An 18,338-nucleotide genomic window follows, 5' to 3' on the forward strand; every position below is an offset into this window, starting at 1 on the left:
GCCGCACCGGCTGCACCGGCTGCGCCGGCCGATGCGGCGTGGCTGCTGCCGCCCGTCGAAGTCGTCGCGTCGCCGCTGCGTTCGCCGCTCGTCGTCGTCACCGATCCGAAGACGCCGCGCCAGCCGCTGCCCGCCAGCGACGGCGCGGATTATCTGAAGACGATTCCGGGCTTCGCGTCGATCCGCAGCGGCGGCACGAACGGCGACCCGGTGCTGCGCGGCATGTTCGGCTCGCGGCTCAACATCCTGGCGAACGGGATGTCCACGCTCGGCGCGTGTCCGAACCGGATGGACTCGCCGACGTCCTATATCGCCCCCGAGAGCTATGACAAGGTCACCGTGATCAAGGGGCCGCAAACGGTGCTGTACGGGCCGGGCGCATCGGCGGGCACGGTGCTGTTCGAGCGCGTCACGCCGCGTTTCGACGCGCCGGGCATGCGTTTCGAGGGCAGCGTCGTCGGCGGCTCGTTCGGCCGCAACGACCAGAACGTCGACGTGACCGCCGGGACGCCGGATTTCTACGGCCGCGTCACCGCCAACCACGCGCATTCGCAGGACTACGAGGACGGCGACGGCCGGACCGTGCCGTCGCAATGGGACAAATGGAATGCCGACGCGGCGCTCGGCTGGACGCCCGACGACAACACGCGCGTCGAGCTGACCGCCGGCGGCGGCGACGGCTACGCGCGCTACGCGGGGCGCGGCATGGACGGCGCGCATTTCCGGCGCGAGACGTTCGGCCTGTCGTTCGACAAGCAGCATGTCGGCGACGTGCTGGACCGGATCGAGGCGCGCGTGTACTACAACGAAGCCGACCACGTGATGGACAACTACACGTTGCGGCAGCCCGACCCGACGAGCAGCATGCCGATGCGGATGGCGTCCGAGGTCCGCCGCCGCACGCTGGGCGCGCGCGCGGCGGCGACATTCCGCTTCGGCGACGACTTCAAGCTCGTCACCGGCGCCGACGCGCAATCGAACCAGCTCGACTCGCGCTCGGCGATGGGGCGGCAGAACTATGTCGACCAGAACTGGAACCCGCAGGCGACGATGTGGAATGCCGGCGTGTTCGGCGAGCTGACCTGGTATGCGAGCGACGCGTCGCGGGTGATCGGCGGCGCGCGCGTCGACTATGCGAGCGCGCTCGACAAGCGGGCGATGACGGGCGGCATGATGAGCAAGCCGAACCCGACGTTCGACGACGACCGCACGCGCGTGCTGCCGAGCGGATTCCTGCGCTACGAGCGCGATCTCGCGGCGCTGCCGGTCACGTGGTACGCGGGGATCGGCCACACGGAGCGTTATCCCGACTACTGGGAGCTGTTTTCGGCGACGCGCGGCCCGGCCGGTTCGGTCAACGCGTTCTCGGCGATCGAGCCCGAGCGGACCACGCAGATCGATATCGGCGCGCAATACAGGAGCGACAGGCTCGATGCGTGGGTGTCCGCCTATGCGGGCTACGTGCAGGATTTCATTCTGTTCAACTACGCATCAGGCATGATGGGGCAGACCACGCGGGCGACCAACGTGAACGCGCAGATCATGGGGGGCGAGGCGGGCGTCGCATGGCGGCCGGTTTCGCCGCTCAGGCTCGAGACGTCGCTGGCATACGCATGGGGCCGCAACACGGCGACCGGCGATCCGCTGCCGCAGATGCCGCCGCTCGAAGCGCGTTTCGGGCTCGAGTACACGCGCGGCGCGTGGTCGGCGGGCGGGCTGTGGCGGGTCGTCGCGCCGCAGCATCGCTATGCGCTGAACCAGGGCAATGTTGTCGGCAAGGACTTCGGCCCGAGCGCGGGGTTCGGCGTGCTGTCGCTGCACGCGCAATACAACGTGACCAAGGCGGTGCAGGTGTCGGTCGGCATCGACAACGTGCTGAACAAGACCTACACGGAGCACCTGAACCTCGCCGGCAACGCCGGCTTCGGCTATTCGGCGAACGCGCCGGTGACGGAGCCGGGCCGGACCGCGTGGGTGCGGGTCAGCGCCAAGATGTAAGCGGCATGCGTGCCGCGCGCGGCGTGGCACGCATGCTTTCGGGGGGGGGCGCTCCGGGTGGCGCCGGCCCAAAGGCGTCCGACGCGCCGGTGCGGTCATGCGTGCCGGCGCGTCATGCCGCGCGCGTCGCGCGTTGCGACAGGTGCTGCTCGATCGCGGCCGACAGCGTGTCGAATGCCGGGCCGATGTTGTCGTGCGGCACGCACGCGTAGCCGAGCAGCAGGCCGGGGCGCGAGGTTTCCGCACAGCTGTAGTAGCCGGTGAGCGGCCGCACGATCACGCCGGCATCGAACGCGCTTTGCGTGACGGCCCGGTCGTCGCAGCCTTCCGGCAGACCCAGCACCAGGTGCAGGCCCGCTTCGTCTCCCATCACCGGCAGTTCGTCGCCGAAGCGCGCGTGGATCGCGTCGATCATCAGCTGCCGGCGCTCGCCGTACAGCGTGCGCATGCGCCTGACGTGCGAAGTCAGATAGCCGTCCATGATGAACTCGGCGAGCACGGCCTGCTGGATCAGCTGTCCTTCGCGATACAACTCGGAAATCCCGGTGCGGAACGTGTCGACGAGATGCTCGGGCACGACCATGTAGCCCATCCGCAAGCCCGGATACAGCATCTTGCCGAGGCTGCCGACATAGATCACGCGCCCCGCGTCGTCGAGGCCCTGCAGCGACGCGAGCGGCCGGCTGCCGTAGCGGAACTCGCTGTCGTAGTCGTCCTCGATGATCCAGCAGCGGTGCTGCCGCGCGTATTCGAGCAGCATCCGGCGCCGCGCGAGGCTCATCACCATGCCGAGCGGATACTGGTGCGACGGCGTCACGAGCACGAGACGCGGCGGGTGCTGCAGGTCGCTGACGCGCGGGTCGAGCCCCTCGCTGTCGACCGGCACCGGCGTGAGCGCGATCCCCGCCGCCTGCAGGACGCTTCGCACGCCCCAATAGCACGGCTCCTCGACCCACGCGCGATCGCCGATGTCGGACAGGAGCCGCACCGCGAGATCGATCGACTGGTGAATGCCGGTCGTGATGATCACCTGATCCGGCGAACACTTCACCGACCGCGCGACCCGCAGGTAATCGGCGAGCGCGCGCCGCAGCGGCCGGTAGCCGCCGCCCGGCGAGTAGGTCAGCAGTTCCGGGTTGGCCTCCTTCCACAACCGCGCCTGCAGGCGGCTCCAGGTCCGGCTAGGGAATTCCGACACGTCCGGCACCCCCGGCATGAACGCGCCCCACTGGCGGCGCGACACGCCCGCGTGGCGGATCAGCTGGCGGCCGCGCATCGACAGTTCGTCCTGCGCATCTTGCGGCGGCGCTGCGTCTCCGGCCGGCGGCGGGCCGCCCGGCGCCTGCATCGCCGATGCGTCCGGGCGCGTGTCCGCGACGTAGGTGCCGCTGCCGGTCGTCGTCAGCACGTAACCTTCGGCTGTGAGCTGGTCGTATACGTGCAAGACCGTATTGCGCGCGATCGACAGATCGGCTGAGAGTGTTCGCGAACTCGGCAGCTTCGTTCCTGGCCCCAATTCACCGGTCAGGATGGCTTGCTGCATCAGCTGCAACAGCTGGCGGTACATCGGTTCGGTCGAGCTGCGGTCGATGCGGGCGGTGAGCCAGTCGGCCAGGATCACGGTATCCAAAGTGGTTCCACCAGGAATATTGAAATGGTTCCCTATTGTAGAACCGTCGCGCCGTATAGTGATTTGCATCTCAAAAATGCTTGTCGCGTTTCAAGGGGACAGCCACGATGAAGACCGATGAAGTGATTGTCAGCTTTCGCGGTGTGCGAAAGACTTACGACGGCGAAACGCTCGTCGTCAAATCGCTCGACCTCGACATCTACCGCGGGGAATTTCTGACTTTGCTCGGGCCGTCCGGCTCGGGCAAGACGACCTGCCTGATGATGCTCGCGGGCTTCGAGTTTCCGACGGGCGGCGAGATCCGTCTCGACGGCGAGTTGCTCAATCACGTGCCGCCGCACAAGCGGGACATCGGCATGGTGTTCCAGAACTACGCGCTGTTCCCGCATCTGACCGTCGAGCAGAACGTCGCGTACCCGCTGACCGTGCGCAAGCTGCCGGCCAACGAGCGCGCGGAGCGTGTCGCCAACGCGCTGAAGATGGTGCAGATGGAGCGCTTCGCGAAACGTTACCCGGCGCAGCTTTCGGGCGGCCAGCAGCAGCGTATCGCGCTGGCGCGTGCGCTCGTGTTCGAGCCGAAGCTGGTGCTGATGGACGAGCCGCTCGGCGCGCTCGACAAGCAATTGCGCGAGCATATGCAGTACGAACTGAAGGCGCTGCACGAAAAGCTCGGCCTGACGTTCGTCTACGTGACGCACGACCAGGGCGAGGCGCTGACGATGTCGGATCGCGTCGCGGTGTTCGACAAGGGCATCGTGCAGCAGCTCGACACGGTCGATTGCCTGTACGAATCGCCGTGCAACGAGTTCGTCGCGAACTTCATCGGCGACAGCAACCGCCTGCGCGGCACCGTCGCGCGCGTCGACGGCGAGTTCTGCGAGCTCCATCTCGACGACGGCACGCGGCTCGTCGGCCGCAACGTCGGCAATGCGAGCGCGGGCGCGTCCGCCACCGCCTGCATCCGTCCCGAGCGCATGAGCCTGACGCAACGCAACGCCAGCGGCAACGGCGCGTCGGCCAACATGCTGGCGGGCGAGGCCCGCAGCCTGATCTATTTCGGCGATCACGTCCGCATGCGTTGCGCGGTGCCGGGGCAGGACGAGTGCTTCGTCAAGGTGCCGCTCGGCACCGGCGCGCTCGACACGTTCTCGCCCGGCGCACCGATCGCACTCGAATTCTCGCCCGAGCACCTGCGCGTTTTCGCGTGAGTGCCCGACCGGGCACCTTCAGTACCACGTCGCACGATAACAACTGCTCACTGTCCACCATGAGAGGAACCACCATGATTCGAGCATGCTTTACGCCGCGCCGCACGGCGCTCGCCCTGGCGCTGGCCGTGTGCGGCGCATCCGCATCGGCTGCCGAGCTGACCGTCGTCAACTTCGGCGGCGCGAACGGCGACGCGCAGAAGGTCGCGTTCAACCAGCCGTTCGAGAAGTCGACCGGCAACAAGGTCACGGCCGTCGAATACAACGGCGAGCAGGCCAAGGTGAAGGCGATGGTCGAGGCCAAGCACGTCAACTGGGACGTGGTCGAGGTCGAATCGGGCGACCTGAACCGCGGTTGCGACGAGGGCCTGTACGAGAAGCTCGACTGGGCGAAGATCGGCAAGAAGTCCGACCTGATTCCGGAAGCGCCGCAAACGTGCGGCGTCGGCTTCTTCGTGTGGTCGACCGCGCTCGCGTACAACGCGGACAAGCTGAAGAGCGGGCCGGCGAACTGGGCGGACTTCTGGGACGTGAAGAAATTCCCGGGCAAGCGCGGCATGCGCAAGGGCGCGCGCTACAACCTCGAGTTCGCGCTGATGGCCGACGGCGTCGCGCCGAAGGACGTGTACAAGGTGCTCGGCACGAAGGCCGGCCAGGACCGCGCGTTCAAGAAGCTCGATCAGCTGAAGCCGTACATCCAGTGGTGGGAGGCGGGCGCGCAGCCGCCGCAGTTCCTGGTGGCGGGCGACGTGGTGATGTCGACGGCGTACAACGGCCGGATCGACGCCGCGCAGAAGGAAGGCAAGAACCTGAAGGTGGTCTGGAACGGCAGCATCTACGATCTGGATTACTGGGCGATTCCGAAGGGCACGCCGAACAAGGCGCTGGCCGAGCAGTTCATCGCGTACTCGCTGTCGCCGAAGGCGCAGCAGAGCTATGCGCAGCACATCGCGTACGGCCCGTCGAACGTCGCCGCGATCAAGTCGCTCGATCAGAAGACGCTTGCGAACCTGCCGAACTCGCCGGCGAACGGCAAGAACGCTGTGCTGCAGGACATCGCGTTCTGGACCGATCACAGCGACGAGCTGGAGCAGCGTTTCGCCGCGTGGGCGTCGAAGTAAGCGCCGCGCAGTCCTGACGTAACCGGCCGCGCGATGCATGCGCATCGCGCGGCGTTTGGCTGAATCCGCATTCAGCTGGAGAGAAACGTTGAACACGATGACGATCGCTCCCACTTCGTCGACGCAGTCGACGTCCGCGCTGAAGCGCGAACTGAAGGCCGCCGAATCCAGAAAGCGCGCGATGGCGTTGCTGCTGATCGCGCCGCTGGCGATTTTCCTGCTGCTGATCTTCGTGGTGCCGATCGGCGCGCTGCTGACGCGCGCGGTGCAGAACCCCGAGATCACCACCGCATTGCCGAAAACGGTCGCCGCGCTGTCCGGCTGGGACCGCAAGGCCGTGCCGGGCGACGCGGCGTACACGGCGCTCGCCGCCGACATGGCGAAGGTCGCCGACAGCGAGGCGATGGGCGCGCTGGCGCGGCGGCTCAATACCGAAATCCCGGGCTACCGCTCGCTCGTCGCGAAGACCGCGCGCGCGATGCCGCTGGCCGGCGACAACGGGCAGGCGCTCGCGCCGGCGCAGGTGCGCGAGAAGCTCGTCGAGCTGGACGCGCGCTGGGGCGATGTCGCCTACTGGCAGGCGATCGCGAAGAACGCCAGCCCGTATTCGCCGTTCTATCTGCTCGCGTCGCTCGATCACAAGCAGGACGGCTTCGGCAACGTCATCCCGGCCGACCCGGACCAGTCGATCTACCTGGCGATCTTCGGGCGCACGCTCGTCATCGGCTTCGCCGTGACGTTCTTCGCGCTGCTGCTCGGCTATCCGCTCGCGTACTGGATCTCGACCTTGTCGGAGCGGCGCGCGAACCTTGTGATGATCCTCGTGCTGATTCCGTTCTGGACCTCGGTGCTGGTGCGCGTCGCGGCGTGGATCGTGCTGCTGCAGAGCGAGGGGCTCATCAACAAGGCGCTGATCGGCAGCGGGCTGATCTCGCAGCCGCTCACGCTGCTGTTCAACCGCGTCGGCGTGTACATCTCGATGACGCACATCCTGTTGCCGTTCATGATCCTGCCGCTCTACAGCGTGATGAAGTCGATCCCGCAGACCTACCAGCGCGCGGCCGTCTCGCTCGGCAGCCATCCGTTCGCGGCGTTCTGGCGCGTGTACGTGCCGCAGACGTATCCGGGCATCGGCGCGGGGGCGCTGCTGGTGTTCATCCTGTCGATCGGCTACTACATCACGCCCGCACTGCTCGGCGGACCGAACGACCAGATGGTCAGCTACTACGTCGCGTACTTCACGAACGTGACGATCAACTGGGGCATGGCGTGTGCGCTCGGCGGGCTGCTGCTCGCGGCGACCCTCGTGCTGTACGCCGTCTACGGACGCTTTACCCGCTCGCAAGTGAGCCTCGGCTGATTCCGAAGGGGATACGAACATGAAACTGCTCGCCAAGCCTCTTTTTGCGCCGCACATGTCGCTCGTCGAGCGGACGTGGTATATCGCGCTGCGCGTGCTGGTCGTGCTGACACTGCTGTACCTGGTCCTGCCGGTGCTGGCGATCGTGCCGCTGTCGTTCTCGTCCAGCACGTTCCTCGTCTACCCGATTCCGGGCTTCTCGATGCGCTGGTACGAGAACCTGCTCGCGTCCGACGAGTGGCGGATGGCCGCGAAGAACAGCTTTATCGTCGCGCCGTCAGCGACCGTCGTCGCCACCGTGCTCGGCACGCTCGCCGCGATCGGCCTCACGAAGGCCAAGTTCCGCGGCAAGGGGCTGCTGATGGCGGTGCTGATGTCGCCGATGATCGTGCCGGTGGTGGTGGTCGGCGTCGGCATGTACCTGTTCTTCGCGCCGCTCGGCCTCGCGAACACCTACACCGGGCTGATCTGCGCGCACGCGGCGCTCGGGGTTCCGTTCGTCGTCACGACGGTGGCCGCGACGCTGCAGGGCTTCAACTACAACCTGGTGCGCGCGAGCCTGTCGCTCGGCGCGAATCCGGTCACGACGTTCTTCCGCGTCACGCTGCCGGTGATCGCGCCGGGGGTGATGTCGGGCGCGCTGTTCGCGTTCGCGACGTCGTTCGACGAGGTGGTGGTGACGCTGTTCCTTGCAGGCGCCGATCAGACCACGCTGCCGCGCCAGATGTTTACCGGCATTCGCGAGAACATCAGCCCGACCATCGCCGCGCTCGCGACGATCCTGATCATCTTCTCGACGAGCCTGCTGCTGGCGCTCGAATGGCTGCGCGGCCGTAACGCGCGGCGCGCGACGACCTGACGCTTCGGTCGGCGCGCGGGGAGGCTCGCGCGCCGGTCGGGGTGGCGGCGTTGCTATACCGGAGGCTGTCTCGTGCAGTGTTCCGGCAGTCAGCTCGCCGCGGCGCGCTTCCAGCGAAGATACGAGTTGACGGTTTTCCCGCCCGAGGAAATCGGGCTTGCCGTACTGAGATACAGGAAGTCGCCCTCGATCGTGACGACCCGCGGTTGCGTCTGGCCGATCCAGTTCGGATAGAGGGAAATGAACATCGTATGGGTAAGCGACTGCTTCTCCTCGTCGACGTGAAAAGGCCCGGTGTACGCAATGTACGTGCTGCCTTCCGCCTCGTATTCGGCAGCGGTGCCCTTGAACCAGTCCCCCGACGCGAACGGCACGCGATCCGGCGTACACAACTGCGCGGACATGAAGCCATCGGGCGTGTACATGATGATGCCTTGCGGCGTTTCGCCGAACGGGTAGAAGGGGGCGGAGCCGTCGATCGGGCGCTCGACGTACGAGACGAGTTTCCAGGCGCCGATGAGCTGTTCGCGCAGAGTCGGTTTCATGAGAGGGTTTCCTGTTTCGAGCGTGATGTCACGACGCTTGCTGCATGTCGTTGTCGATCGGAAGCAGCTGTCCGGAGATCGATTTGCCTGCATCCGATGCGATGAAGAGCGCGAGCGCAGCGATGTCGCGGGGATCGACGAAGCGCTGCAGGGACTGCACCGACATCGCCTGCTTGCGTTCCTCCTCGGCCGTCCGGCCGCTCGCGTTTGCGCGTCCGGCGAGAACCTTTTCGATCCGCTCGCCGGCGACCGCGCCCGGCAGAATGGCGTTGACGCGAATGCCGAATTCGCCAAGCTCGCGCGATAGCGTCTTGGTGAAGCCGATGAGCCCCCACTTGCTTGCCGAGTACGCACTCCGGTTCGGATAGCCAAAGCGGCCCGCGACCGACGACATCACGATGATCGAGGCCGATGCCGATTGCTTGAGGTGAGGAATCGCGAGCCGGGTCACGTTGAACGTTCCGCTCAGATTGATTTGCATCACCTTGTCCCACGCGTCCGGATCGAACGCCTCGACGGGAGCCGTCGGACCGGAGATGCCGGCGTTGTTCACGAGCACGTCGAGCCCGCCGAGGGCGCCAATGGCAGCGGGCACGATCTGCTCGATTTCGGCACGGTTCGAGACGTCGCACTTGAACGTTTCGATGCCGGGACATTCGAGCGCGAGCGCTTTCAGCGCGGCTTCATCGATATCGATTACGGCGACCCGGGCGCCGTTTTCGGCGAACGCACAGGCGATCGCCCGGCCAATGCCCGAGGCGCCCGCCGTGATCAGAACCTTTGGGTTGCTCATATGGACCTCCGTGAGTCGGTTTGACAAAGGTCACTATAGACACGCCAGGTCCATCCATGAAATCGTTTGTTATTATCCGAGCGATAACCTGCATGGATAGTTAATGGACTTGAGCCGCATCGATCTGAATTTGCTGGTATCGCTCGATGTCCTGCTGGCGGAATGCAATGTGACAAAGGCCGCAGCCCGGCTGCACATCAGCCAGCCTGCACTGTCGGCGCAGCTCGCCCGTCTTCGGGACCTGTTCGGTGACCCGCTCCTGGTGCCGCTTCAGAAAGGCCGCGGCATGAGCCCGACTGCGCGCGCGCTGGCGCTGCACGGACCGTTGCGCTCGGCGTTGAAGACGCTGGGCGCCGTGATGCAGACGGAACTCACTTTCGATCCGATGAAGGACGAGCGGGTGTTCCGCGTCGCGTTGGGCGACAACGCGATGAGCGCCGTCGGCGCGCCGCTCGCAGCCCGTGTGGCCAGCCAGGCAGGTGAGAAGGTGCGCGTCGTGTTCAACATCGCCGATCCTGAACGCATCGCCCGCTTCATGGAGGAAGGCGAGTTCGACATATTGATCGACTCGGAGCGGGCGGTCCCCGCCAGGCTGATATCGCGCGTCTTGCGTCAGGAGGATTTCGTGATGGCGCAGCGAAAGCGGCATCCTCGCGGAAAGCAGGCGCTCGACGTGGCGAGTTATTGCGCGATGCGCCATGTGGTCGTGTCACCGGATCGCGACAATTTTCGCGGATACATGGACGATTATCTTGAGCGGCTCGGCAAGCGAAGGAATACCGTGCTTGCCGTGCCGCAAGCCATGATGATCCCGGACATTCTCCAGGCGTCCGACTGCGTATGCACGCTCCCTCGCATGCTGCTTGCGCGCTGCCTTGATGTTGTCGATGTATTTGCGCTGCCGTTCCAGACCGAGCCGTATCGCCTGTCCCTTGCGTGGCACCCTCGCAATGACACCGATCCAGCCGTGATCTGGTTGCGTGAGCAAATCGTCGGGCTTGAGGGGTGAGTCGGCTCGCGGCGATGTTGCACGGCTTCGTTGATTGGCCGCAGGGCGAATAGTGCAGCGATTTTATTGAGACGCGTATGATCGTAGCGCCCGCTTTAATGAAGATGAAATCCGCCTTTTGCGAGCGATGGCATTCGGAATCCCCGGATCGAATCCGGTTGGTCATTTAACGAGGTGAAGAAAATGAAATCATTCAAGATGCTCCTTATCGGTGCAGTGGTCGCTGCCGCAACGGCAAGCGCGCACGCTCAAACCACGGTCGATGCGGCGAGCGGCACCGCTGCCTCGGCACCGACTGCCGCTACGAAGAAAGTCATCCGTCGCGAGAACCGGCAACTGTCGAATGCCGTGCATCGCGCACTGACGTCGACGAAGGGGCTCACCCACACGCATATCGTCGCGTTCGCGAAAGCGCAAAGCGGCGATGTCGTGCTGGCAGGGTTCATCGACGATCCGAAGCAGGAACAGATCGCGATCGATGCGGCGCGCAAGGTGCCGGGTGTTGCTTCGGTCGAGAGCAAGCTGACGCTGATTGAAGGGGGACGTTGAGCGGCGGTGCCGTGAGATGAGCCGTCTGGGTGGGTGATCGGGCGGGAGGCGCCTGCACCGTGTGTGGTGCAGGCGCCTTGGGGTTGGCGGGATTGCCAACTGCCCACAACTCGTTGCTGATTCTTCTTACCATGCACGGCGCGATACAAGCCATCGCGCGCTGTGTCTGATTGTGTTAGCTCGCCTGCTGGTTCGGATCGTGTGGACGAAAACCGCTACCATTCAATTCTCTCTTGATTACTTTCCTAGAAATTTTCCGTGGATTTTCCAAGTAGTAGTGCGATGATCCTCAAATGAACCACCGAGGTCCAAGCCTGACTCTCCTGCGTTAATCTTGAATCCAGCATTAATGCCAAAATCGTCTTCGTAGTTAACGGTTAATGAAAATTCTGCCAATCCGAATTTTATTCTGCCTCTCGCCATTGATTGCCACGTGGGCTCATGCGGATACCAAACTAGCGATTCTGGCAATTTAGGTTCCGTGTTTCCAGGCAGGTGCGCTTCGTACAAAAGTTCAGACGCGTTCGACTGTTTGCCGGATAGCTCAACTCCAGCAGTGGTCTGTTGCACTGGAACAGACAGGTTGCCAGCGAAGTCTCGCGACCAGCCTCTAACGTGTTCAACTTTGATTTCGGTCGCACCTAAGGACATCAGGAGGTCAATCGCTTCCGAAAATTTGTGCTCAAAAGCCAGGCGATGAAATGAGGCAACGGTGAAGTAGACTCCTTTAGCCGCAGGGTGCGCGACATAGAGCACACCTTCACGTGGGTGGCCCGGTGGGAACGTCAGGGAGTTAGCGTGCGTTTGACTTATCTGGGTAACGTTCAGCCCGCTTTGCCGCGCCTTGCTCCAAGCGATCAACGCTTCGGCGCCTGCAGCGAAGACATTGGCGAAACTGGCGCCATAGAGCATTCCCAGAGCGTTTTCGCCAATCTTCGTAAAGTCGACGCCTTTTTTGGGTTGGCGAGCAGCAACTTCTGCTTCTTCAGCGGCTTTTACCACTTCGTCGGGCGCAACGACAATTAATTGACTATTCATTGGTCTGAGTTCAGGTGGATCGAGATTTTTGAGGGGGTTTCCGTGTTGCCTTTCAGGTTTCGGAAGATGGAAAGGCGTTTGCTTTACGTTTATCTTTTGGATCGATTGTGAGTGATTTAAGTGCCGACGCGCAATGGTAGAAATTAGCCGAGTCTTGCTCGGCACAAATCATGTGACAAGCCGCTCATTCAACAGATAATTGACATCTGTCGTTAATGATCGCTTTGACCGAATTTCGCTTGATTGCGGCGAAAAAAGAAATCGTTGACTCTTGGCCGCCAAACATCCTTTCGCTGCATCCCAAATCCATAAAGAACAACAAAAAAAACCCGGCACGAGGCCGGGTTTCCAAATCGGCCGCAGCCGCCTTCCGGCGGCCGCGGCACCTGCAAAAGCCGCGCGCTTACGCCGCCAGCAGCGAGCGCAGCACGAACGGCAGGATACCGCCGTGCTTGTAGTAGTCGACTTCGATCGGCGTATCGATGCGCAGCAGCACCGGCACGCGGGTCGTTTCGCCGTTCTTGCGGTGGATCACGAGCGTGACATCCTGCTGCGGCTTGAAGTCGTCGCCCAGGCCTTCGACGTCATACGTTTCTTCGCCGGTGATGCCGAGCGACTGGATGCTGTCCGAGCCCTTGAACTGCAGCGGCAGGACGCCCATGCCGACCAGGTTCGAACGGTGGATCCGCTCGAAGCTGCGTGCGATCACGGCCTTCACGCCCAGCAGCTGCGTGCCCTTCGCCGCCCAGTCGCGCGACGAGCCCGTGCCGTACTCTTCACCCGCGAACACGACGGTCGGCGTGCCGGCGTCGACGTACTTCATCGCCGCGTCGTAGATCGACAGCTGTTCGCCGCTCGGCTGGTGGATCGTCAGGCCGCCTTCGACGCGCGTGCCGTCTGCCTTCGCCGGGATCATCAGGTTCTTGATCCGGACGTTCGCGAACGTGCCGCGCATCATCACGTCGTGGTTGCCGCGGCGCGAGCCGTAGCTGTTGAAGTCGGCCTTCTGCACGCCGTTCTCCTTCAGCCACTTGCCTGCCGGCGAATCTTCCTTGATCGAGCCTGCCGGGCTGATGTGGTCGGTCGTGACCGAGTCACCGAAGATGCCCAGCGCGCGTGCGCCCGACACCGCGGCGATCGAATCCGCCGGCTCCATCGAGAAGTGCTTGCCGAAGAACGGCGGCTCCGCGATGTAGGTCGACTTCGGCCAGTCGTAGACCTGGCCGCTTTCGCCTTCGATCTTGCTCCACAGGTCGCCCTTCTTCGTCAGGTGCGAGTAGTTCTCTTCGAACGCCTTCGGATCGAGCGCGAACTTCATCAGCGCATGGACTTCGTCGCTCGTCGGCCAGATGTCGCCGAGGTAGACGTCCTTGCCGTCCGTGCCCTTGCCGACCGGCTCGGTCATCAGGTCGCGCGTGATGTTGCCGGCGATCGCGTAGGCGACGACCAGCGGCGGCGAGGCCAGGAAGTTCGCGCGGATGTTCGGGTGGATGCGCGCTTCGAAGTTACGGTTGCCCGACAGCACCGCTGCCGCGACGATGTCGTTCTTGACGATCGCTTCGTTCAGTTCCGGCGTCAGGTCGCCCGCGTTGCCGATACAGGTCGTGCAGCCGTAAGCGGCGACCGAGAAGCCCAGTTGCGCGAGGTACGGCAGCAGGCCGGTCTTCGTCAGGTATTCCGTGACGATGCGCGATCCCGGGGCGAGCGAGGTCTTGATGTGCGGCGCGACCGTCAGGCCGGCTTCGACCGCCTTCTTGGCCAGCAGGCCGGCGGCCAGCAGCACGCCCGGGTTCGACGTGTTCGTGCACGACGTGATCGCGGCGATCAGCACGTCGCCGTTCTTCACGGAAACGCCGTCGCTCGTCTTGTACTCGGCCGTCAGGTCGGCGGCCTTCTTCGCGAAACCGTTTTCCGCGACCGGCTTCGAGAACAGGTCGCCGAACGTCGACTTGACGTTGCCGATCTCGATACGGTCCTGCGGACGCTTCGGGCCGGCCAGCGACGGCGCAACCGTCGACAGGTCGAGCGTCAGCACCTTGCTGTAGTCGATGTCGTCAGCCTTCGGAATGCCGAACAGCCCTTGCGCCTTGAAGTAGTTTTCGAACGCGGCGATTTCCGACTTCGTGCGGCCCGTGCCCTTGAAGTAGTCGATCGTCTTCTCGTCGACCGGGAAGAAGCCCATCGTCGCGCCGTATTCCGGCGCCATGTTCGCGATCGTCGCGCGGTCCGGCAGCGCGAGCGACGTCGTGCCTTCACCGAAGAACTCGACGAACTTGCCGACGACCTTTTCCTTGCGCAGCATTTCAGTGATGGTCAGCACCAGGTCGGTGGCCGTCACGCCTTCGCGCAGCTTGCCCTTCAGCTCGACGCCGACGACGTCCGGCGTCAGGAAGTACACCGGCTGGCCGAGCATGCCGGCTTCCGCTTCGATGCCGCCCACGCCCCAGCCGACCACGCCGATGCCGTTGATCATCGTCGTGTGGCTGTCGGTGCCGACCAGGGTGTCCGGGTAGTACACGTCGCTCTTCTTGTGCACGCCGCGTGCCAGGTACTCGAGGTTCACCTGGTGGACGATGCCGATGCCCGGGGGCACGACCTTGAACGTGTCGAATGCCTGCATGCCCCACTTCATGAACTGGTAGCGCTCGTTGTTGCGCTGGAATTCCAGTTTCATGTTCAGGTCGAGCGCGTCCGGCTGGCGGAAGTAGTCGACTTGCACCGAGTGGTCGACGACGAGATCCACCGGAACCAGCGGCTCGATCTTCTTCGGGTTCTTGCCTGCGTGCTTCGCCACGCCGCGCATGGCGGCGATGTCGGCCAACAGCGGCACGCCCGTGAAATCCTGCAGCACGACGCGCGACACGACGAACGGGATTTCGTCGACGCGCTTGGCGGTCGGCTTCCAGTTCGCGAGCTGCTCGATGTGCTCCTCGGTGATCTTCTTGCCGTCGTAGTTGCGCAGCACGGACTCGAGCACGATACGGATCGATACCGGCAGGCGTTCGATCTTCGTCTTCAGTTCCTTGCCGAGTTGCGGCAGCGAGTAGAACTTGCCTTTGCCGGAACCGCTGTCGAATTCCTTGAGGGTCTTATGCAGATTGTGGGCCATGGTATTTTCCTGGGTTGAGGCGAGGAAAGAAGTCCTGTAAATGACGGCTAAATCACATACAAGTCGACGTATTCATTGACCGGCATCGCTTCGAGCTTAGCCTGGTCCAGCGACACGTCGAGAATCGCTTGTTGCTGCTTTGCCGGGAAGCGGCGGGCGAGGTTGGCCCTGAACTTCTCGATCAGGAGCGGGATGCCGTCCGCACGGCGTCGCTGGTGGCCGATCGGATACTCGACGACCACTTCGGCAAGCGTCGACCCGTCGTCGAACTCGATTGTCAGCCCATTCGCGATCGAGCGTTTGTCCGGATCGTGGTAATCCTTCGTGAACTGCGGGTCTTCCACGCAGACCGTCTTCGCGCGCAGCGCGTCGATGCGCGGATCCTGCGCGGCCGCGTCCTCGTAATCGGCGGCCGTCAGCCGGCCGTACAGCAGCGGCACGGCGACCATGTACTGGATGCAGTGGTCGCGGTCGGCCGGGTTGGCGAGCGGCCCCTGCTTGTCGATGATGCGGATCGCTGCTGCGTGCGTGCGGATCGTGATCCGCGCGATCTCGTCGGTCGAGCGGCCCGCCGCGGCAAGCCGCGCGTGCAGCTGCATCGCGGCCTCGGCCGCGGTCTGCGCGTGGAATTCCGCCGGAAACGAAATCTTGAACAGCACGTTTTCCATCACGTACGTGCCGTAAGGCCGCTGAAAGCAGAACGGCTGCCCGTTGAACAGCACGTCGTAGAAGCCCCAGGTCTTCGCGGTCAGCACCGACGGGTAGCCCATTTCGCCCGTCTTCGCGATCAGCGCGAGGCGCACCGCGCGCGACGTCGCGTCGCCTGCCGCCCACGACTTGCGCGAGCCGGTGTTCGGCGCGTGCCGGTAGGTGCGAAGCGCGTGGCCGTCGACGAGCGCAAGCGATACCGCATTGATCAGCTCGTCGCGCGTGAGGCCGAGCAGCTGCCCGACCACCGCGGTCGACGCGAGCTTGACGAGCAGCACGTGGTCGAGCCCGACCTGGTTGAATGAATTCTCGAGTGCGATGCAGCCCTGGATCTCGTGGGCCTTGATCATCGCGAGCAGCACGTCGCGCATCGCGAGCGGCGCCTTGCCCGCTGCGACGGCGGTGCGCGACAGCCAGTCTGCCGTCGCCAGGATGCCGCCCAGATTGTCGGACGGATGGCCCCATTCGGCGGCGAGCCAGGTGTCGTTGAAGTCCAGCCAGCGGATCATCGCGCCGATGTCGAACGCGGCCTGGACCGGGTCGAGCTGGAACGGGGTGCCGGGCACCTTCGCGCCGTTGGGCACGATCGTGCCCGGCACGACCGGCCCGAGCAGCTTGGTGCAGGCCGGGTAGGACAGCGCCTCGAGTCCGCAGCCGAGCGTGTCGATCAGGCAATGACGCGCCGTCTCCAGCGCGAGCGCGCTGTCGATCCTGTAACCCAGCACATAGTCGACGATATCGACGAGTACCGGATCCGGGGCAGGGCGGACGTTGGAGATCGGCGCGGACATCGAGGCTCCCCGGTGTGCGAGCTTAGTTCTTCAGCTCGTTCGACTGCGTCGGCGCCGGCGAGCCTTGCGCCATATCTGCGGTGCGGCACTCGTCGGCGAGGCGCGAACCGTCCTTGTCGTTGAACAGCATCGCCTTGGTCGGGATCACGACCAGCTTGAAGCCTTGTGCCGGATCGTAGAACACGTCCGCGCCGGTCGTCGTCTGCATGCGCGGCAGCTTGTAGTTCTTCTTCGCCCAGTGGACGGTCACGATCTGGTCGCGCTTCATGTCGCCGGCGAGGTCGAACGACAGGCCTTCGGCGCACGACCAGCGGGTCGCGCCTTCCGGCGCCGTATCGACCTTCGCTGCGGCGCGCGCCTGCGCCTTCTTGCTGCGCGGGATCAGGCGGTGCTTCGGCGCCGGACGCGTGGCGGTTGCCTTGTTCGCAGTCGTGCCGGCGGGCTGCGCGAATGCGCTCGGGGCCGCAACCAGCATCGCGGTGGACAGGGCGCCGATGGCAGCGGCGATCAGCAATTTCTTCATGGAATCAAAACCTTTCGAGAATCAGTTAACAAGGGCCAACGGCGGATGCTGCCGGCCGGGTTGAACTGCACGCGCCCCGGAAGCGCGCAGCGGCCGCTATTTTCACCTATTTGGCGGCACATATTTAAGGTTTTCGGTCCCCACGTGATGCGCGCCGGGCTCGCGAACCGGATGTCCGGTTTCGCGAGCCCGGCAGAATCGTACAAAACCGTGTCGGCTGCGTGGCGGCGGCGCGCGCTCATGGCCGGCCTCCCGCGGCGGCCTGCGCGCCGAACAGCGGCGCCGCCTCGGCCGGCACCGGCTGGCCGGTCGCCTGCGCGCGGCGCAGCACCGACCAGTAATAGCGGTAGCTTGCGCGGTCGTGCAGCGTGTCGCCGTGGCGCGTCGGCCCCCAGTCGGCGGCCTGCGCGCCCAGCAGGATCTCGGTGGCCAGCGCGACTTCCTCGCCGCGCGGCGCGAATGCCGCGACGATCGGCCGGATCTGCGCCGGATGGATGCTCCACATGCGCGTGTACGCGAATTCGTCGCGGGCGCGCCGCGCATCGCTCGCGACGACGCCCATGTCGCGCACCTCGGTCGTCACGTTGTGCGACGGCGTCTTGCCGTGCGCATGGCAGGCCGCGGCGATCTCGAGCTTCGCGCGGCGCACGAGCGGATGCTCGAACTGGCCGGGCGAGCGCATCGCGGAATCGGGAATCGCGCCATGGTGCGCCGACACGAAATCCATCAGGCCGAAGCTCAGCGTGCCGACCAGCGGCAGCGCGGCGAGCGCGGCCGCCTGCGCGAGCGCGCCGTGGGTCTCGACCAGCACGTCTGCGGGAATCGGGCGCTCGATGCCGAGCTCGCGGCGCATGCCTTCGATGAACGCGCACATTTCGGCCGCGTCGGCCGCACTCGCGACCTTCGGCAGCGTGATGTACGCGGGCGCGCGCGCGGCGCGCAGCACGATGCGCACGTCGTCGCGCCAATGGGGGTGGGAGAAGTCGTGGATCCGTACGCCGACGCGCCCGAAGCGGTTCTCGGCGCTGCCGAGCAGCTCGGCGACCAGCCCGGCGTGCGCGGCCTCCTGGCCGACCGCCGCGCCGTCCTCGCAGTCG

Annotated in this window: 15 protein-coding genes; 7 read left to right on the forward strand and 8 right to left on the reverse strand. The window is 64.8% G+C overall.

What is annotated here, in order from left to right; all coding sequences use genetic code 11:
- Positions 1 to 1,998: TonB-dependent copper receptor (locus tag LIG30_RS01135; protein WP_038708938.1), on the forward strand; the 1,998-nt coding region annotated here is incomplete at its 5' end.
- Between the two features lie 112 nt (positions 1,999 to 2,110).
- On the opposite strand, the gene pdxR is transcribed toward LIG30_RS01135, so the two are convergent.
- Positions 2,111 to 3,628 (reverse strand): MocR-like pyridoxine biosynthesis transcription factor PdxR, encoded by a 1,518-nt coding sequence (pdxR, locus tag LIG30_RS01140; RefSeq protein WP_038708941.1) that lies wholly within the window; start codon positions 3,626 to 3,628, stop codon positions 2,111 to 2,113.
- Positions 3,629 to 3,735: 107 nt separating this feature from the next.
- Here pdxR and LIG30_RS01145 point away from each other — a divergent pair, with 107 nt between their 5' ends.
- The 4 genes from LIG30_RS01145 (at position 3,736) to LIG30_RS01160 (ending at position 8,176) form a co-directional block, all read left to right on the forward strand.
- Positions 3,736 to 4,836: an ABC transporter ATP-binding protein gene (locus LIG30_RS01145; RefSeq protein ID WP_038708943.1), complete on the forward strand. Its 1,101-nt coding sequence runs from the start codon at positions 3,736 to 3,738 to the stop codon at positions 4,834 to 4,836.
- Positions 4,837 to 4,910: 74 nt separating this feature from the next.
- Positions 4,911 to 5,957 carry an ABC transporter substrate-binding protein gene (locus tag LIG30_RS01150; protein WP_038708944.1) on the forward strand — a complete coding sequence of 349 codons (1,047 nt, stop codon included), beginning with the start codon at positions 4,911 to 4,913 and terminating at the stop codon, positions 5,955 to 5,957.
- A gap of 97 nt (positions 5,958 to 6,054) precedes the next feature.
- The gene (locus LIG30_RS01155) at positions 6,055 to 7,317 is read left to right on the forward strand and encodes an ABC transporter permease (protein ID WP_038708963.1); all 1,263 of its coding nucleotides are present in this window, start codon (positions 6,055 to 6,057) and stop codon (positions 7,315 to 7,317) included.
- A gap of 19 nt (positions 7,318 to 7,336) precedes the next feature.
- A complete protein-coding gene (locus LIG30_RS01160) occupies positions 7,337 to 8,176 on the forward strand; it encodes an ABC transporter permease (RefSeq protein ID WP_038708946.1) in 840 nt (279 codons plus the stop codon).
- An 89-nt stretch (positions 8,177 to 8,265) separates the two neighbouring features.
- On the opposite strand, the gene LIG30_RS01165 is transcribed toward LIG30_RS01160, so the two are convergent.
- Entirely contained in the window at positions 8,266 to 8,721 is a 456-nt protein-coding gene (locus LIG30_RS01165) for a lipocalin-like domain-containing protein (protein ID WP_038708948.1), read from the reverse strand.
- Between the two features lie 28 nt (positions 8,722 to 8,749).
- On the reverse strand, positions 8,750 to 9,514 hold the full coding sequence (locus LIG30_RS01170; RefSeq protein ID WP_038708949.1) for an SDR family oxidoreductase: 765 nt from the start codon (positions 9,512 to 9,514) through the stop codon (positions 8,750 to 8,752).
- Positions 9,515 to 9,617: 103 nt separating this feature from the next.
- Between LIG30_RS01170 and LIG30_RS01175 the strand changes: the two genes are divergently transcribed.
- Together LIG30_RS01175 and LIG30_RS01180 are read left to right on the forward strand one after the other, a co-directional pair.
- A complete protein-coding gene (locus LIG30_RS01175) occupies positions 9,618 to 10,523 on the forward strand; it encodes a LysR family transcriptional regulator (protein WP_038708950.1) in 906 nt (301 codons plus the stop codon).
- A gap of 183 nt (positions 10,524 to 10,706) precedes the next feature.
- A complete protein-coding gene (locus LIG30_RS01180) occupies positions 10,707 to 11,072 on the forward strand; it encodes a BON domain-containing protein (RefSeq protein WP_038708952.1) in 366 nt (121 codons plus the stop codon).
- A 237-nt stretch (positions 11,073 to 11,309) separates the two neighbouring features.
- Here LIG30_RS01180 and LIG30_RS25840 read toward each other — a convergent pair whose 3' ends face one another.
- From LIG30_RS25840 to LIG30_RS01205, 5 genes are all read right to left on the reverse strand, one after another.
- The gene (locus tag LIG30_RS25840) at positions 11,310 to 12,110 is read right to left on the reverse strand and encodes a hypothetical protein (protein ID WP_152985957.1); all 801 of its coding nucleotides are present in this window, start codon (positions 12,108 to 12,110) and stop codon (positions 11,310 to 11,312) included.
- A gap of 403 nt (positions 12,111 to 12,513) precedes the next feature.
- Positions 12,514 to 15,219 (reverse strand): aconitate hydratase AcnA, encoded by a 2,706-nt coding sequence (gene acnA / locus LIG30_RS01190; RefSeq protein ID WP_038708956.1) that lies wholly within the window; start codon positions 15,217 to 15,219, stop codon positions 12,514 to 12,516.
- A gap of 47 nt (positions 15,220 to 15,266) precedes the next feature.
- Positions 15,267 to 16,718 (reverse strand): bifunctional 2-methylcitrate dehydratase/aconitate hydratase, encoded by a 1,452-nt coding sequence (locus LIG30_RS01195; RefSeq protein ID WP_038708957.1) that lies wholly within the window; start codon positions 16,716 to 16,718, stop codon positions 15,267 to 15,269.
- A gap of 22 nt (positions 16,719 to 16,740) precedes the next feature.
- On the reverse strand, positions 16,741 to 17,241 hold the full coding sequence (locus LIG30_RS01200) for a hypothetical protein (protein ID WP_038708960.1): 501 nt from the start codon (positions 17,239 to 17,241) through the stop codon (positions 16,741 to 16,743).
- A gap of 238 nt (positions 17,242 to 17,479) precedes the next feature.
- Positions 17,480 to 18,338: HpcH/HpaI aldolase/citrate lyase family protein (locus tag LIG30_RS01205; protein ID WP_038708962.1), on the reverse strand; the 859-nt coding region annotated here is incomplete at its 5' end.

The sequence above is a fragment of the Burkholderia sp. lig30 genome (assembly GCF_000687455.2).
Lineage (GTDB): Bacteria > Pseudomonadota > Gammaproteobacteria > Burkholderiales > Burkholderiaceae > Burkholderia.

Excerpts from the sequence above, each read along its gene's own strand:
- LIG30_RS01145 (WP_038708943.1), top strand. The coding sequence starts at position 3,736 with ATGAAGACCGATGAAGTGATTGTCAGCTTTCGCGGTGTGCGAAAGACT.
- LIG30_RS01150 (WP_038708944.1), top strand. The coding sequence starts at position 4,911 with ATGATTCGAGCATGCTTTACGCCGCGCCGCACGGCGCTCGCCCTGGCG.
- LIG30_RS01155 (WP_038708963.1), top strand. The coding sequence starts at position 6,055 with ATGACGATCGCTCCCACTTCGTCGACGCAGTCGACGTCCGCGCTGAAG.
- LIG30_RS01160 (WP_038708946.1), top strand. The coding sequence starts at position 7,337 with ATGAAACTGCTCGCCAAGCCTCTTTTTGCGCCGCACATGTCGCTCGTC.
- LIG30_RS01165 (WP_038708948.1), bottom strand. The coding sequence starts at position 8,721 with ATGAAACCGACTCTGCGCGAACAGCTCATCGGCGCCTGGAAACTCGTC.
- LIG30_RS01170 (WP_038708949.1), bottom strand. The coding sequence starts at position 9,514 with ATGAGCAACCCAAAGGTTCTGATCACGGCGGGCGCCTCGGGCATTGGC.
- LIG30_RS01175 (WP_038708950.1), top strand. The coding sequence starts at position 9,618 with ATGGACTTGAGCCGCATCGATCTGAATTTGCTGGTATCGCTCGATGTC.
- LIG30_RS01180 (WP_038708952.1), top strand. The coding sequence starts at position 10,707 with ATGAAATCATTCAAGATGCTCCTTATCGGTGCAGTGGTCGCTGCCGCA.
- LIG30_RS25840 (WP_152985957.1), bottom strand. The coding sequence starts at position 12,110 with ATGAATAGTCAATTAATTGTCGTTGCGCCCGACGAAGTGGTAAAAGCC.
- acnA (WP_038708956.1), bottom strand. The coding sequence starts at position 15,219 with ATGGCCCACAATCTGCATAAGACCCTCAAGGAATTCGACAGCGGTTCC.
- LIG30_RS01195 (WP_038708957.1), bottom strand. The coding sequence starts at position 16,718 with ATGTCCGCGCCGATCTCCAACGTCCGCCCTGCCCCGGATCCGGTACTC.
- LIG30_RS01200 (WP_038708960.1), bottom strand. The coding sequence starts at position 17,241 with ATGAAGAAATTGCTGATCGCCGCTGCCATCGGCGCCCTGTCCACCGCG.